Origin of the sequence: Pantoea sp. ME81 (assembly GCF_903970985.1) — a bacterium.
GTDB lineage: Bacteria > Pseudomonadota > Gammaproteobacteria > Enterobacterales > Enterobacteriaceae > Pantoea > Pantoea communis.
In genome coordinates this window covers 1-13,675 of the sequence record NZ_CAJCKS010000019.1, presented here as the reverse complement: position 1 = coordinate 13,675, position 13,675 = coordinate 1, and the positions used below count along the sequence as shown (strand labels likewise).

The 13,675-nt window shown below is 52.3% G+C and carries 15 protein-coding genes; 6 read left to right on the top strand and 9 right to left on the bottom strand.

Annotation, left to right across the window (positions count from 1 at the left end; genetic code table 11):
• Window positions 1-33: 33 nt before the first annotated feature.
• Genes minE through minC form a run of 3 tightly spaced genes read right to left on the bottom strand, consistent with a single transcriptional unit; the run spans window position 34 to window position 1,869 of the window.
• On the bottom strand, window positions 34-309 hold the full coding sequence (gene minE / locus H7A81_RS05565) for a cell division topological specificity factor MinE (protein WP_034828741.1): 276 nt from the start codon (window positions 307-309) through the stop codon (window positions 34-36).
• A gap of 3 nt (window positions 310-312) precedes the next feature.
• On the bottom strand, window positions 313-1,125 hold the full coding sequence (gene minD / locus H7A81_RS05560) for a septum site-determining protein MinD (protein ID WP_034828743.1): 813 nt from the start codon (window positions 1,123-1,125) through the stop codon (window positions 313-315).
• 33 nt (window positions 1,126-1,158) lie between these two features.
• A complete protein-coding gene (gene minC / locus H7A81_RS05555; RefSeq protein ID WP_182056954.1) occupies window positions 1,159-1,869 on the bottom strand; it encodes a septum site-determining protein MinC in 711 nt (236 codons plus the stop codon).
• A 153-nt stretch (window positions 1,870-2,022) separates the two neighbouring features.
• Here minC and H7A81_RS05550 point away from each other — a divergent pair, with 153 nt between their 5' ends.
• From H7A81_RS05550 to H7A81_RS05540, 3 genes are all read left to right on the top strand, one after another.
• The gene (locus H7A81_RS05550; protein ID WP_182056953.1) at window positions 2,023-2,298 is read left to right on the top strand and encodes a YcgL domain-containing protein; all 276 of its coding nucleotides are present in this window, start codon (window positions 2,023-2,025) and stop codon (window positions 2,296-2,298) included.
• A 267-nt stretch (window positions 2,299-2,565) separates the two neighbouring features.
• Window positions 2,566-3,225, top strand: a complete 660-nt coding sequence (locus tag H7A81_RS05545) for a fumarylacetoacetate hydrolase family protein (RefSeq protein WP_034828748.1) — start codon at window positions 2,566-2,568, stop codon at window positions 3,223-3,225.
• Between the two features lie 65 nt (window positions 3,226-3,290).
• Window positions 3,291-3,737 (top strand): YcgN family cysteine cluster protein, encoded by a 447-nt coding sequence (locus H7A81_RS05540; protein WP_038646609.1) that lies wholly within the window; start codon window positions 3,291-3,293, stop codon window positions 3,735-3,737.
• Window positions 3,738-3,776: 39 nt separating this feature from the next.
• Here the strand turns inward: H7A81_RS05540 and dsbB are convergent, their stop codons facing one another.
• Window positions 3,777-4,310 (bottom strand): disulfide bond formation protein DsbB, encoded by a 534-nt coding sequence (gene dsbB, locus H7A81_RS05535; RefSeq protein ID WP_182056952.1) that lies wholly within the window; start codon window positions 4,308-4,310, stop codon window positions 3,777-3,779.
• A gap of 316 nt (window positions 4,311-4,626) precedes the next feature.
• Here dsbB and fadR point away from each other — a divergent pair, with 316 nt between their 5' ends.
• A complete protein-coding gene (fadR, locus tag H7A81_RS05530) occupies window positions 4,627-5,346 on the top strand; it encodes a fatty acid metabolism transcriptional regulator FadR (protein WP_034828755.1) in 720 nt (239 codons plus the stop codon).
• Between the two features lie 37 nt (window positions 5,347-5,383).
• Here fadR and H7A81_RS05525 read toward each other — a convergent pair whose 3' ends face one another.
• The gene (locus H7A81_RS05525; protein WP_182056951.1) at window positions 5,384-6,919 is read right to left on the bottom strand and encodes a SpoVR family protein; all 1,536 of its coding nucleotides are present in this window, start codon (window positions 6,917-6,919) and stop codon (window positions 5,384-5,386) included.
• A 501-nt stretch (window positions 6,920-7,420) separates the two neighbouring features.
• Here H7A81_RS05525 and H7A81_RS05520 point away from each other — a divergent pair.
• Together H7A81_RS05520 and dadX are read left to right on the top strand one after the other, a co-directional pair.
• Window positions 7,421-8,722, top strand: coding sequence for a D-amino acid dehydrogenase (locus tag H7A81_RS05520; protein WP_034828758.1), 1,302 nt, complete (start codon window positions 7,421-7,423; stop codon window positions 8,720-8,722).
• Window positions 8,723-8,743: 21 nt separating this feature from the next.
• Window positions 8,744-9,814: a catabolic alanine racemase DadX gene (gene dadX, locus H7A81_RS05515; protein ID WP_182056950.1), complete on the top strand. Its 1,071-nt coding sequence runs from the start codon at window positions 8,744-8,746 to the stop codon at window positions 9,812-9,814.
• On the opposite strand, the gene H7A81_RS05510 is transcribed toward dadX, so the two are convergent.
• From H7A81_RS05510 to H7A81_RS05495, 4 genes are all read right to left on the bottom strand, one after another.
• On the bottom strand, window positions 9,807-11,000 hold the full coding sequence (locus tag H7A81_RS05510) for a multidrug effflux MFS transporter (protein ID WP_034828762.1): 1,194 nt from the start codon (window positions 10,998-11,000) through the stop codon (window positions 9,807-9,809). The two genes, dadX and H7A81_RS05510, sit on opposite strands and share 8 nt — an antisense overlap.
• 118 nt (window positions 11,001-11,118) lie before the next feature.
• The gene (wbaP, locus tag H7A81_RS05505; RefSeq protein WP_058959838.1) at window positions 11,119-12,585 is read right to left on the bottom strand and encodes an undecaprenyl-phosphate galactose phosphotransferase WbaP; all 1,467 of its coding nucleotides are present in this window, start codon (window positions 12,583-12,585) and stop codon (window positions 11,119-11,121) included.
• A gap of 377 nt (window positions 12,586-12,962) precedes the next feature.
• Entirely contained in the window at window positions 12,963-13,196 is a 234-nt protein-coding gene (locus tag H7A81_RS05500; RefSeq protein ID WP_034828766.1) for a DUF1480 family protein, read from the bottom strand.
• 77 nt (window positions 13,197-13,273) lie between these two features.
• On the bottom strand, window positions 13,274-13,675 hold a 402-nt coding region (locus tag H7A81_RS05495), incomplete at its 5' end, for a transporter associated domain-containing protein (protein WP_304622183.1).

The window sequence follows — 13,675 nt, the reverse complement described above, 5'->3', positions numbered from 1 at the left end:
ACAACGCAGGGGAAAATCAGGAACCCGCTACAATCATTTAGGAACGTCTTCCGTCTCCGTCTCCGGCAGTGTGACGTTGAGTTCCAGGATGGAGATATCGTCCCCTTTCTGATCCAGCTGAACGGTCACCATATCCGGGTCAATTTTCACGTACTTACAGATCACTTCCAAAATATCGCGCTTCAGTTGCGGCAGATAATGGGGCTCACTGTCGCCCCTTCTGCGCTCGGCTACGATAATTTGCAGCCTTTCCTTGGCTATGTTGGCTGTGTTCTTCTTACGGGATAAAAAGAAATCTAATAATGCCATTGGTTATCCCCCGAACAGGCGTTTCAGGAAACCCTTCTTCTCTTCTTCAATAAAGCGGAAGGGGCGTTCTTCGCCAAGCAGGCGATCTACGGTATCAGCGTAAGCTTTACCGGCGTCAGAGTTAGCGTCGAGAATGACCGGCTCACCCTGGTTAGAAGCGCGAAGTACCGACTGATCTTCCGGGATCACACCCACCAGTGGTATACGCAGAATCTCCAGCACGTCTTCCATGCTCAGCATGTCGCCACGCGTCACGCGGCCTGGGTTGTAACGTGTCAGCAGCAGATGCTCTTTCACCGGGTCCTGGCTGTTTTCAGCACGACGCGATTTAGAAGAGATAATGCCAAGGATGCGGTCGGAGTCACGCACGGAAGAGACTTCCGGGTTAGTGGTGATAATCGCTTCATCCGCAAAGTACAGTGCCATCAACGCACCGGTTTCGATCCCCGCAGGGGAATCGCATACGATGAAGTCGAACTCCATCGCGGCCAGGTCGTTTAATACTTTTTCCACGCCTTCGCGGGTCAGCGCATCTTTATCACGTGTTTGTGAAGCAGGCAGGATATAGAGTTGCTCCGTGCGCTTGTCACGAATCAGTGCCTGGTTCAAGGTTGCATCGCCCTGGATGACGTTGACGAAGTCATAAACCACACGGCGTTCACAGCCCATGATCAGGTCGAGGTTACGCAGACCGATATCAAAATCGATCACGACAGTTTTCTTGCCCTTCTGCGCTAAACCGGTTGCGATGGCCGCGCTTGACGTGGTCTTGCCAACGCCCCCTTTACCCGATGTAACTACAATGATGCGTGCCATAAATGTTGATTTCCTTAACGAAAGAAAAGGGGCCTAATAAAGTGTCTGAATGGTGAGCGCGCCCTCTTTAAGGCACAGGCGCGCGGCTTTACCAAAAAATTCCGCCGGAATCTGATCCATGATCCAGTATTCCCCGGCAATAGAGACCAACTCGGCTGCGAGGTTGGTACAAAAAATCTGGCTGTCACGTTCGCCACTGGCACCCGCCAGCGCACGACCACGCATCATGCCGTAAATATGAATATTGCCGTCTGCCACCAGTTCGGCACCGGCGCTGACGCTGTTGGTGACGATAAGGTCGGCATGCCGTGCGTAAATTTGTTGGCCTGAGCGCACTGGCGTATTGATGATGCGAGTTTTGCTGGCGGTTTCAGCGACCGGCGCCAGGATAGGCGGGGCTTCTTCAACCACTGGCGCTTCCACACGCTTGCGATTCTCTTTGCCTTCTGACAACACCGGCAAGCCTGCTCGGGCAATCATCTTTTTCAGGGCTTCATCTTTACAACCACTGACACCGACAATGCGCAAACCGGTGGCGATGACCGCCTGCTGCATCTGCTTCCAGTTGATGTCACCGTTCAGCGCTGACACATTGAGCACCACCGGCGCATTCTGCAAAAACGCAGGTGCCTGGTCGATTTTGTCCTGCAGCGCCTGACGAATCACCTCGGGTTGTGAATGGTGCAGATGAACCACTGACAGGGTAAAACTGCTTCCCTTGAATTCGATTGGCGTTTGCGACATCTGTCCTGACTCAGTCCTGTTTTACGACCCTAAGATGTACGTCGATAAAATCGTCATTAACATCAAACGGTCAATATTCGAAGTTCTGCAAGCATGTTATAGTTACTGCTATATTCAGGCAAGTGACGCCACAGGTTAATTCGAGTAAAAAATATGTTTTGTGTGATCTATAGAAGCCCGCAACGTGAACAAACTTATCTTTATGTTGAAAAAAAAGACGATTTTTCGCGCGTTCCGGAAGAACTGCTGCGTGGCTTTGGTAAACCCCAGCTAGCAATGGTGCTATCACTGGACAAACGCCACAAACTGGCTAATGCAGATATCAATAAAGTTAAGCAAGGTTTGAGCGATCAAGGCTATTATTTACAGATCCCACCACCGGTTGAAAGTCTGCTCAACATTCATCTTGATCAGAGTAAAAAAGTTTAATTCGGATTCATCTGTAAATATTCCCTGTAAAAATCCTCAGTGTTATTTGCATTAATTATTCGCCCGCTTTAAAGCATTATTGCGGGCAATAATTCCAGGTTGTGATCCTGTTTGTTGCGTATGATTAACGACTTTTGACAATTTCCGCCACGTCTGCTGCCATAAAACCGCTAATATAATCCTCCTCAGCTTGCCGCGTTCCGGCACTGAACCTGACCTATCCGCCAGTCAGACTGGCATCAAACACAACTAATGCAGGGGAACAGCATGTATCAGCATCGTAACTGGCAGGGCGCTTTGTTGGATTATCCCGTCAGCAAAGTGGTTTGCGTGGGCAGCAACTATGCGAAGCACATCAAGGAAATGGGCAGTGCCACGCCGACAGAACCGGTGGTGTTTATCAAACCGGAAACGGCGGTGTGCGATCTGCGTCAGCCGCTTTCAATTCCAGCCAACTTCGGCGAAGTGCATCACGAAGTGGAACTGGCGGTGTTGATTGGCTCAACGCTGAAACAGGCAACGGAAGAGCATGTGGTCAAAGCGATTGCCGGATATGGTGTGGCACTGGATCTGACGCTGCGCGATGTACAGGCGGGATTGAAAAAAGCCGGTCAGCCGTGGGAAAAATCCAAAGGGTTCGATAACTCTTGCCCGCTGTCAGGTTTCATTCCAGTTTCTGAATTCAGCGGCGACCCGCAGGATACCGAACTGAAACTGGTGGTGAATGGCGAAGTGCGCCAGCATGGCAGCACAGCGGATATGATTCACAAAATCCTGCCGCTGATTGCTTACATGAGCCAGTACTTTACGCTGCGCGCCGGCGATGTGATCCTGACGGGTACCCCGGAAGGTGTCGGGCCAATGCGATCTGGCGATAAACTCGAAATCTCGCTGGCCGGTCACGGAATTACCACCCGCGTACTGTAAAACTTGCATCACCGCACCTAACCCTTTATAAGGTGCGGTCTTATTGCACAACCCGGACCGCGATCATGACTGAACAACCTTTCTGGCAGACAAAACGCCTTGACCAAATGGACGATGCAGAGTGGGAATCACTGTGCGACGGCTGCGGCCAGTGCTGCCTGAACAAGTTGCAGGATGCGGACACCGACGAAATCTACTTCACCAATGTGGCTTGCAATCAGCTGAACATCAAAACCTGCCAGTGCCGTAACTACGAGCGCCGGTTTGAATTTGAAGAGGACTGTATCAAGCTGACGCGTGAAAACCTCACCACCTTTAACTGGCTGCCGCGCACCTGCGCCTATCGTCTGTTAGGCGAAGGCGGCACATTGCCTGCCTGGCATCCATTGGTGGCCGGTTCGAAAAAAGCGATGCATGCGCAGCGTATCTCGGTGCGTTATATCGCGGTACGGGAAAGCGAAGTGCGCGACTGGGAAGATCACATTATCGATCGGCCCGATCGTAACGGTTGACGTGATAACAGGCAGCGAGAGCTGCCTGTTTCGTTTTGATTAGCGGCTAAACAGATCGCGGCGTTTTGGCTTAAACGGCTGGGCAATCAGCACCAGTGCTCCAACCAGCAGATACGCGGCAAAGATGACGATCATCCATTGCGGCATACTCCAGGTCAGGAATGTCCAGCTGCGTTCGGCACAATCACCGCTGGCGACAAATACCGATGGCAGCCATTTATCCAACGGCAGCCAGGTCGGGAAGCGTGCGGCAAAGTCACAAGTGACAAACGGATTCGGGTGCAGCTGAATATTTGTATGTTCAATAGAAAGCATTAATCCCTTATAAGCGCTGTAAAGCCAAATCAGGATAGCGGCCCAGCGCAGTGGCAGGGAATTCGGGGCGAACGCGCCAACGATACCTGCGCCCATGACGCCAAACAGCGCACAACGTTCGTAGATACACATCACGCAGGGCTTCAGTCCCATGACGTGTTGAAAGAAGAGTGCAGTCAGTTCAAAAGCCAGTGCTGTCAGAGCCAGCAATAACCATGCCCCGCGTCCTCGTGAGCATTGATTCAAATATCGCAACATATTGCTTATCCTGTAACCATTAATGCTTCGCAGTGTAAACCAAAAGCGTAACCGTGCCAGCCAGGTAAGGGGAAAAAATCATGTACAAAAATGACTTAAGCCTGATCCAGGCCATATAAAGCGCATTTACTGATCAAGCGGAGGTGGCTGAAGGTCCATACCACGCAAACGAGTGCGTTGCCGTCTGACCGGTTAAAAACACCGCTGATTTTTGCGCCAGCGCGCGCTTTTAATCGGTTGTCAGTCTATTTCCGCTATAGCCGCTCTGGTATGATGAGTGCCATTACGACAAAGAAAGCAATGAGAAATAAATGCTATGGTGATTAAGGCGCAAAGCCCCGCAGGATTTGCTGAAGAGTATATTATTGAAAGCATCTGGAACAGTCGCTTTCCGCCGGGGTCTATTCTGCCTGCTGAACGTGAGCTTTCTGAACTGATTGGTGTCACGCGCACCACGCTGCGTGAAGTTTTACAGCGTCTGGCACGCGATGGATGGTTAACCATTCAACATGGTAAACCCACGCGCGTGAATGATTTCTGGGAAACCTCCGGTCTAAACATTCTCGAAACGCTTGCCCGCCTCGATCACGATAGCGTACCGCAGTTGATTGATAATCTGCTGTCGGTGCGTACCAACATCGCCTCGATCTTTATTAGTCGTGCATTGCGTCATCATCCGGACAAAGCGCGCGAAGTGCTGGAAACTGCACTGAGCGAAGAGGATAAAGCAGAAGCCTACACCGAACTGGATTATCGCGTGTTCCGTGGTTTGGCCTTTGCCTCCGGTAACCCGATTTATGGTTTGATCCTGAACGGTTTAAAAGGGCTGTACACCCGCGTGGGGCGCCACTACTTCTCTAATCCCGAGGCGCGTCAGCAGGCTCGTAGCTTCTATCGTCAACTGGCGGATTTGTGCAGTGCGAATCCCACGCAGGACCAGATTGTCGATACGGTACGTGAGTATGGTCGTCGCAGTGGCGAGATCTGGCATAGCATGCAAAAAAGCATGCCCGATGATTTAGCCAGCAAGCGCTAAAAGAAAACCGGACTTTAACAGTCCGGTTTTTTTATGTTTACAGTGCGGGTCCACGTGTTGGCGACCGGTCCAGCAGCTCAACGCTGCCATCTTCGTTCTGTTGTTCCAGAATCACATCGAAACCCCACAACCGATGCACATGCTTCAGCACTTCGCGGCGGCTTTTATCCAGCGGCGCACGTTGCTGTGGCACGTAGCGTAAGGTCAGCGAACGGTCACCGCGCAGATCCACATTATAGACCTGAATGTTAGGCTCCAGATTACTCAGGTTGTACTGTGCTGACAGTTGCTGGCGGATGGCGCGATAGCCTGCCTCATCGTGGATCGCGGCAATTTCCAGGAAGTTATTGCGATCGTCATCCATTACCGTAAACAGGCGGAAGTCGCGCATCACTTTGGGTGACAGGAACTGGCTGATGAAACTCTCATCCTTAAATTCACGCATGGCAAAGTGCAGCGTTTTCAGCCAGTCGGAACCCGCGATGTCCGGGAACCAGTAGCGATCCTCTTCCGTCGGTGCTTGGCAGATACGCTTGATATCCTGGAACATGGCGAAGCCCAAAGCATAAGGGTTTATGCCGTTATACCACTGGCTGTTATACGGTGGCTGATACACCACATTGGTGTGGCTGTGCAGGAACTCCATCATAAAGCGTTCCGACACTTTCCCTTCGTCGTAGAGATGGTTGAGGATGGTGTAATGCCAGAACGTCGCCCATCCTTCGTTCATCACCTGCGTCTGTTTCTGCGGGTAGAAATACTGGCTGACCTTGCGCACGATGCGCAGCACCTCGCGTTGCCAGGACTCCAGCAGCGGGGCGTTTTTTTCCATAAAGTAGAGTAAGTTTTCCTGCGGTTCCGAAGGATAGCGCGCCGCTTCCACGTGCACGGACTCCTTCTCTTTACGCGGCAGGGTGCGCCATAAGGTGTTTACCTGGCTTTGCAGATACTCTTCACGGCTTTTTTGCCGCGCTTTCTCTTCCTGCAGCGAGATCTTTTGCGGACGTTTATAGCGATCCACGCCGTAGTTCATCAGAGCATGGCAAGAGTCGAGCAGCCGCTCCACTTCTTCGACGCCATATCGCTCTTCACAATCGGTGATGTAATTACGCGCGAATAACAGGTAATCGACGATGGAGCTGGCATCGGTCCAGCTGCGGAATAAATAGTTATTTTTAAAGAAAGAGTTGTGCCCATAGCACGCGTGCGCCATCACCAGCGCCTGCATGGTCATGGTGTTCTCTTCCATTAGATAGGCAATACAAGGATTGGAGTTGATGACGATTTCGTACGCTAAACCCTGCTGGCCATGTTTATAGCGTTGTTCGGTTTCAATGAATTTTTTGCCGAACGACCAGTGGGCGTAGTTAATCGGCATACCCACGCTGGAGTAGGCATCCATCATTTGTTCGGAGGTGATGACTTCGATTTGATGCGGATAGGTATCAAGCCCGTAGCTTTTCGCTACACGGTCGATTTCCGCCAGATAGACATCAAGCAGTTCGAAGGTCCAGTCGGGTCCATCACTGAGTCGTTTACTGCTCCGGGTTGGCTCGTCAAAGATTGTCGTCATAGCGCACCTCTGTTTTGCAAGCGGCAGGCAACGGATTGTCACCTGTCACGATCGTTTAAGGCTTCATCCTGAGAAAGACGGCCCAATAAAACTGAGCGAACACTTCAATGATAGTCCACTGTCGCTTATCCGAAACCGGAACTCAATCGAATTCTTTTGGCAGAAAATCATTCAAAAATCGACGCTTAAGTCATTACTAATGACAACTGTTGGTTTTGGATTAATTTGCAGAATAAAACTCTGTTTATAAGTGCATTATATGACTGCGGCGCTTTCTCCTGAAAAAAGAGAAAAGCACTGCCTTGCGCATAATAAATTGCTGGTTAATGGTTTTATGGCATAAAAAATCCTGATTTTTGCACTACCTCATGATTTCTGTGTGCAGGAAGGTGAAAAACATGTGAAATATGTCTGTCGAATGTAAGATGAGAAGTGCTGTCTGGTTATGCTAATGCAGGCAGTATTCATAGTTGATTATGCTTTTGCTGCGACGAGGGGCTTATGCGCGTAGTGATTCTTGGAAGTGGTGTCGTGGGAGTGGCGAGTGCCTGGTATCTGGCGCAGGCTGGACATGAGGTAACGGTCATCGATCGCCAACCTGGCGCAGCGCTGGAAACCAGCGCGGGTAATGCGGGCCAGATCTCTCCGGGCTATGCAGCGCCCTGGGCGGCACCGGGCGTGCCGCTTAAAGCGGTAAAATGGATGTTTCAGCGTCACGCGCCATTGGCCGTTCGCCTCGACGGCAGTAAGTTCCAGCTGGAATGGATGTGGAACATGCTGCGTAACTGTGACATGCGCCATTATCAGGAAAACAAAGGACGCATGGTACGTATCGCGGAATACAGTCGTGATTGCCTGAAAGCATTGCGCGCCTCGACCGGTATCGCCTATGAAGGCCGGCAGGGTGGCACCTTGCAGTTGTTCCGCACTCAGCAACAGTTTGAGAGCGCCAGCAAAGATATTGCCGTGCTCAAAGAAGCCGGCGTGCCATACGAACTATTGGAAGCACACCAGCTCCACAGCGTTGAACCGGCGCTGGCCACGACCGCACACAAACTGACCGGTGGGCTGCGTTTACCGAACGATGAAACCGGAGACTGCCAGCTGTTTACGCAGCGCCTGGCCGAGATGGCAGCCGCTGCGGGTGTCACCTTCCGCTATGACACTCAGGTTGATCAACTGCTGCGTGAAGGCAATCGCATTTACGGTGTGAAGTGTGGTGATGAGGTGGTTAAAGCGGATGCCTATGTGGTGGCCTTTGGTTCCTACTCGACCGCGTTGCTTAAAGATATCGTCTCAATTCCGGTTTATCCGCTAAAAGGCTATTCCCTCACCATTCCGATTAAGAATCCCGACGCTGCGCCGGTGTCCACCATCCTCGATGAGACCTATAAAGTGGCGGTCACGCGCTTTGACGATCGCATTCGCGTGGGAGGCATGGCGGAAATTGTTGGTTTTAACACCAAACTGACGCCTGCACGACGTGAAACGCTGGAGATGGTGGTCAGCGATCTCTATCCTGAAGGCGGTTTTGTTGAACAGGCCACGTTCTGGACAGGATTGCGTCCGATGACGCCGGACGGCACGCCGATTGTCGGGCGTACGCCGCTGTCCAATCTCTATCTCAACACCGGTCACGGAACGCTGGGATGGACCATGGCCTGTGGTTCCGGTCAGCTATTGGCTGATTTGATTTCCGGTCAGAAACCGGCGATTGCCGCAGACGATTTGTCAGTACTGCGCTACCTGCCGGGTTTCGAACCCCATTCGTCGCCGTTGCGTAACGCTAACGCGGCGCGTTGAGACCTCAGGGAGAGCACAAGCATGTCACGTCCTACTGGCGCCACCATTAACCAACAGGCGCTGCGCCACAATCTGGCGATTGTACGGCAGGCTGCACCGCAGTCGCGGGTTTGGTCAGTGGTCAAAGCCAATGCATACGGGCACGGTATCGCGCGTGTCTGGCAAAGTCTGGCAGAGACCGATGGTTTCGCGCTGTTGAATATGGAAGAAGCGATTCTGTTGCGTGAGCAGGGTTGGAAAAAACCGATTCTGTTGCTGGAAGGTTTCTTCCATGCTGAAGATCTAACGTTGATCGATCGTTATCGCTTGACCACCAGCGTGCACAGCAACTGGCAGATTCAGGCGCTGGCCAAAGCTTCACTTTCTGCACCGGTTGATATCTATGTGAAGATGAACAGCGGCATGAATCGGCTGGGTTTCCGTCCTGAACAGGTTCAGGCGGCGTGGCAGAAACTGCGTGCGCTCCCTAACGTCGGTGAGATGACGCTGATGGCGCATTTTGCGGACGCGGAAAACCCGGAAGGACTTATCGAACCGATGAAGCGCGTTGAACTGGCCGCCGAAGGTTTGGATTGCCCGCGCTCGCTCTCCAACTCTGCCGCCACGTTGTGGCATCCTGAAGCGCACTTTGACTGGGTGCGTCCGGGGATCATTCTCTATGGCGCATCGCCAAGTGGGAATTGGCAGGATATTGCCAGCAGCGGCTTGCAACCTGTGATGACGCTGAACAGTGAAATCATTGGTGTGCAGCAGCTCAGTGCCGGTGACGGTGTGGGCTATGGCTATCGCTATCATGCATTGGGCGCACAGCGCATTGGTATTGTGGCCTGCGGCTATGCAGATGGCTATCCACGCCATGCGCCAACCGGCACGCCAGTGAGCGTCGACGGTATTCGCACCCAGACGCTGGGCGCGATCTCCATGGATATGATGATGATTGACCTCGAACCTTGTCCGCAGGCCGGGATTGGTTCCAAAGTGGAACTGTGGGGCAATCAGGTGAAAATCGATGAGGTGGCGAAAGCCGCCGGCACGGTGGGCTACGAGCTGATGTGTGCACTCGCGCCCCGCGTACCGGTTGAGATTATTTAAGCGCGGTCACGCTGCCGTGCATCTTCTTACTGCAGCGCCAGGCAATCAGAGCCAGCGCTGCACCTAAAAGCATCATCAAAGCCAGTGCTGATTTTTCTGCAACCGGCAATGCCACAATCATCAGGCTACCACCCGCGCCGCACGCCATCTGAATAAACCCCTGCAATGCCGCGGCAACGCCTGCCTGCTGCTGATACGGTTCTAACGCGTAGCTGGTGGCCGGGCCAACGGTAAAGGCCAGTCCTGCAACCGATACCGCCACCGGAATCATATACAGCGCCCAGTGTGTCTGCCATACGGCAGGCAACAGCGTCATTCCCGCCAGCAGCAGAATGGCACCCAGCAGCATGGTGACGAAGCCCATCGCCAGGCAGAACGGGCGTCCGGCTTTACGGATAGTCTTATTCACAAACGCACTGACCAGCATGATCCAAAAGCCGTTGGCACCAAAGGCAAAGGAGAATTGCAGGGGCGTCAGACCCCCTTCCGTCATCAGCACGTGGGGTGCCAGTGACACATAAGTCAGCACCATGCCGAGCGCACCCGCATTGGCAAAGGCGAAGGCAAGAAAACGCGGTTCACGTGCAATCGCCGCGTACTGCGCCAGCGGCAATCCTTTAACTCGCAGCGTATCGGCAGGACGGGTTTCCGGCAGGCAGAACACCACAATCAAACCAATCACGGCAGCATAGCCACACAGGAACCAGAAGGGCGCACGCCAGCCGTAGGCTTCAGCAAGGATACCGCCCAGCAGTGGCGCCAGTGCCGGCACAATATTCAGTGCACCATTCAGGAAACCATAGGCGCGTGCGGCTTCATCACCGCTTAAACGATCGCGCACGCCACTGAAGGCCACCACAGCACTGCAACAGACCGCGCAGCCCTGAATCAAACGGGCGAGGAAGAACACCGGCCATACGGTGGCGGTCGCAGCCACAGCGCTACCAACGATGTAGAGTGCCAGGCCGATCAGCGCAATCGGCTTACGGCCAAAATTATCCACCAAAGGTCCGGTCACCAGTTGGCCGATGCCCATCACCAGTAAGAACAGCGGAATGGTAATCTGAATCAAACTGACCGGGCTGTTCAGGCCTTCAGCGATTTGCGGCAGAGTGGGAAGGTAAAGATCGATGCCGAGCGGTGCCAGCAGCACCAGGCTTAAAAGCAGCAGGGTAAATTTTTGCATCTGAAACCAGAAACGTCCTGTTAAACAAGCGGGAAGGGTAATGACTTAGCCGGGAAAAAGAAAGGAATAAAAAAGCGATGTCTGCTGGACCAACACAGACATCGCGTCGAGGGTAGGATCAGTAAGCGCCGTCACGGCGTAACACTACGCCTGCGGTTTTGAACAGAATGGCAATATCGGTCCACAACGCCCAGTTCTTCACATACCAGGAATCGAAATAGACGCGGGTGTCGTAGTCTATGTCGTTACGACCACTCACCTGCCACAGACCCGTCATGCCCGGTTTCGCCATCAGGTAATAATCGACATCCCCTGCGTAACGTTCCAGCTCAGCTTCGATAACCGGACGTGGTCCCACCAGACTCATCTCACCACGAATCACATTCCACAACTGCGGCAATTCGTCGAGACTGGTTTTACGCAGGAAGCCGCCAATTTTGGTGATGCGTGGATCGTTCTTCAGTTTGAAATCACGATCCCATTCGGCACGCGCTTCTTCACTGGTCGCCAGCAGGTTTTGCAATACTTCCTGCGAGTTGGTGACCATCGAACGGAACTTCAGGCATTTAAACTTCACACCGTCTTGCCCAACGCGTTCATGTCCATAAATGGCATTGCCGCCATCACGTTTCACCATCGCACACAGCAGACCAAATACCGGGGCAAGGAACAGCAGCAACAGTGATGCCACCACGATATCGAAAGTACGCTTGAGGAAGCGGGATGAGCGTTTCGCCAGATTGTTGCTGACGCGCAGGATCATCACTTCGTGGCTGAAGATGAATGACATATCAGTGCCATACAGCGGCACACCGCGCAGGGTTGGAATCACGGAGATGGAGCGGCACTTCATTTTGGACAGGAACTTCAGCCATTTATCGCGCACCACCTGCTGTTCAAACTCAGTGGCGACGATAAATTGCGTGTTGTCGCGATCCATCGTTTGCCAGTTGATGTCTTTCCAGGTGATCACGGGTACACCATTCACGTTCTCAGGGTGGTGCTCATCTTCCAGTGAGATGAAAGCCTGGACGTTATAGCCGAGGATTTCCTCACTCTGCAGGGCTGCATAAGCTTCCATGGCATTCTTGCCTGAACCAATGATGATGGTCTCTTTCTGCCACTGACCTGCGCGGTTGATGGCACGCTTGACCACCGCACGCATCAGCGGCAGCAGTAGCAGTGCGTAAGTCCAGCTAAACACCCAAACCATGCGCGAAAAATCCCACTTGGAGAAGGCAATCAGTGCCAAATCCAGCAGCGAGAAGACGAACAGGGTTTTAACAATCTCTTTTAACTCGAACCAGAACGGTTTGCGGTAAGTGTAATGACGCATGCGCACCCAAAACCACGCGGTGCAAAGTACAGAAAGCCCTAATTGAGCGATGAAGCGGTACTCAATCTGCTGCGGCGGAATAAAGGTGTCCAGTTCTCCCCAAATACCCTGAACGGTTGCTGCAGATAAAAACAAAGCCAGATTCAGAGCAATTAAATCCGAAAAGCTTAAAGCGACTTTTGCGATGAGATTTTTACGCAATCCGCTCCACGAGCGGGTTGCATCATTCATTACCAATGTACTTGCCATAAAACCTGCTCTCTTTTCTTAAGTAAAAGATGGCCTGACCAGAATCAAGTACGCGCTCAGGAGTTGTCCACCGAAAATAAAAAGAAATGATTTTTCAGTGCGATATAAGTCAATGCTGCCATAAGCGCTGCATGGAAAGGGCCGTTTGAGACGTGATGTACGTCACGAAAAGCTGCAGCAACGTTTAAGAGTATGCAGGAGTTATTTGACAGAGTTAATATGGAAATAGTCTTAAAAGGAAATAAATGCTGCGTGAAATAGTGAGTTAGCTAATTGAAATACAAGGTTAAAACCAAAAAAAACACAGATAGAACGCTTCATTTTAAGACTGCTTTTAGGAATGACCGCCATACGAAGCGGATGGCGGCGGGGGTACATCAGGCGGGTTTTTTTAATACCCAGCGGTCTTGTTGCTTGTCATAGTGTCCGATCTGCAGATCGACGGGCTCGCCATCAATCCACGCCGGCACGCTGGTTTCATGATCCCAGCCATCGAGTTGGTAACTCAGGCCGGGGTTGGTATTGCAGGGAATGCTGATGGTATCGAGCTTTTCAGCATTCAGTTCTGCATCAACGATCTCGTAACGACCAATCTTTACCACGTGTCCCATGCGCTTCTCCCGTTTGTGCTGGGTGGAACAGTGATCATAGTCGCTCACGCGCAGTTTTGGCGTATTCGCGGTTAGGATTACTCCTTGTCTTCCATGACACGTACGCCAATTTTAACGATTTGGTTGTCCTCTTTCTCTGCCACGGTCCAGGTCAATTGGTTCCACTCCACCTGATCGCCCACCACCGGTGTACTGCCCAGCAGGCCCATCACCAGTTGACCGAGGGATTGCTGATCGTTGGTGGTTTCATCGAGTTCCAGCCCATAAATTTGCGCCACATCGCGTAAACGTGCCTCGGCATCCAGAATGAAGTCACCAAAGAAGCGTTGATCGAGCGCGACGGGTGGAGACTGACTGAACATTTTACCCAAAGCGGGCAAATCACGTTCACGTCCAATCACACATAGCACATCGCCCTCTTTAAGGCGCGTGCTACCGTTGGGATGCATCAGCGCGTTATCGCGGAACAGGGCCGCGAT

Excerpts from the sequence above, each read along its gene's own strand:
- minE (WP_034828741.1), bottom strand. The coding sequence starts at position 309 with ATGGCATTATTAGATTTCTTTTTATCCCGTAAGAAGAACACAGCCAAC.
- minD (WP_034828743.1), bottom strand. The coding sequence starts at position 1,125 with ATGGCACGCATCATTGTAGTTACATCGGGTAAAGGGGGCGTTGGCAAG.
- minC (WP_182056954.1), bottom strand. The coding sequence starts at position 1,869 with ATGTCGCAAACGCCAATCGAATTCAAGGGAAGCAGTTTTACCCTGTCA.
- H7A81_RS05550 (WP_182056953.1), top strand. The coding sequence starts at position 2,023 with ATGTTTTGTGTGATCTATAGAAGCCCGCAACGTGAACAAACTTATCTT.
- H7A81_RS05545 (WP_034828748.1), top strand. The coding sequence starts at position 2,566 with ATGTATCAGCATCGTAACTGGCAGGGCGCTTTGTTGGATTATCCCGTC.
- H7A81_RS05540 (WP_038646609.1), top strand. The coding sequence starts at position 3,291 with ATGACTGAACAACCTTTCTGGCAGACAAAACGCCTTGACCAAATGGAC.
- dsbB (WP_182056952.1), bottom strand. The coding sequence starts at position 4,310 with ATGTTGCGATATTTGAATCAATGCTCACGAGGACGCGGGGCATGGTTA.
- fadR (WP_034828755.1), top strand. The coding sequence starts at position 4,627 with ATGGTGATTAAGGCGCAAAGCCCCGCAGGATTTGCTGAAGAGTATATT.
- H7A81_RS05525 (WP_182056951.1), bottom strand. The coding sequence starts at position 6,919 with ATGACGACAATCTTTGACGAGCCAACCCGGAGCAGTAAACGACTCAGT.
- H7A81_RS05520 (WP_034828758.1), top strand. The coding sequence starts at position 7,421 with ATGCGCGTAGTGATTCTTGGAAGTGGTGTCGTGGGAGTGGCGAGTGCC.
- dadX (WP_182056950.1), top strand. The coding sequence starts at position 8,744 with ATGTCACGTCCTACTGGCGCCACCATTAACCAACAGGCGCTGCGCCAC.
- H7A81_RS05510 (WP_034828762.1), bottom strand. The coding sequence starts at position 11,000 with ATGCAAAAATTTACCCTGCTGCTTTTAAGCCTGGTGCTGCTGGCACCG.
- wbaP (WP_058959838.1), bottom strand. The coding sequence starts at position 12,585 with ATGGCAAGTACATTGGTAATGAATGATGCAACCCGCTCGTGGAGCGGA.
- H7A81_RS05500 (WP_034828766.1), bottom strand. The coding sequence starts at position 13,196 with ATGGGACACGTGGTAAAGATTGGTCGTTACGAGATCGTTGATGCAGAA.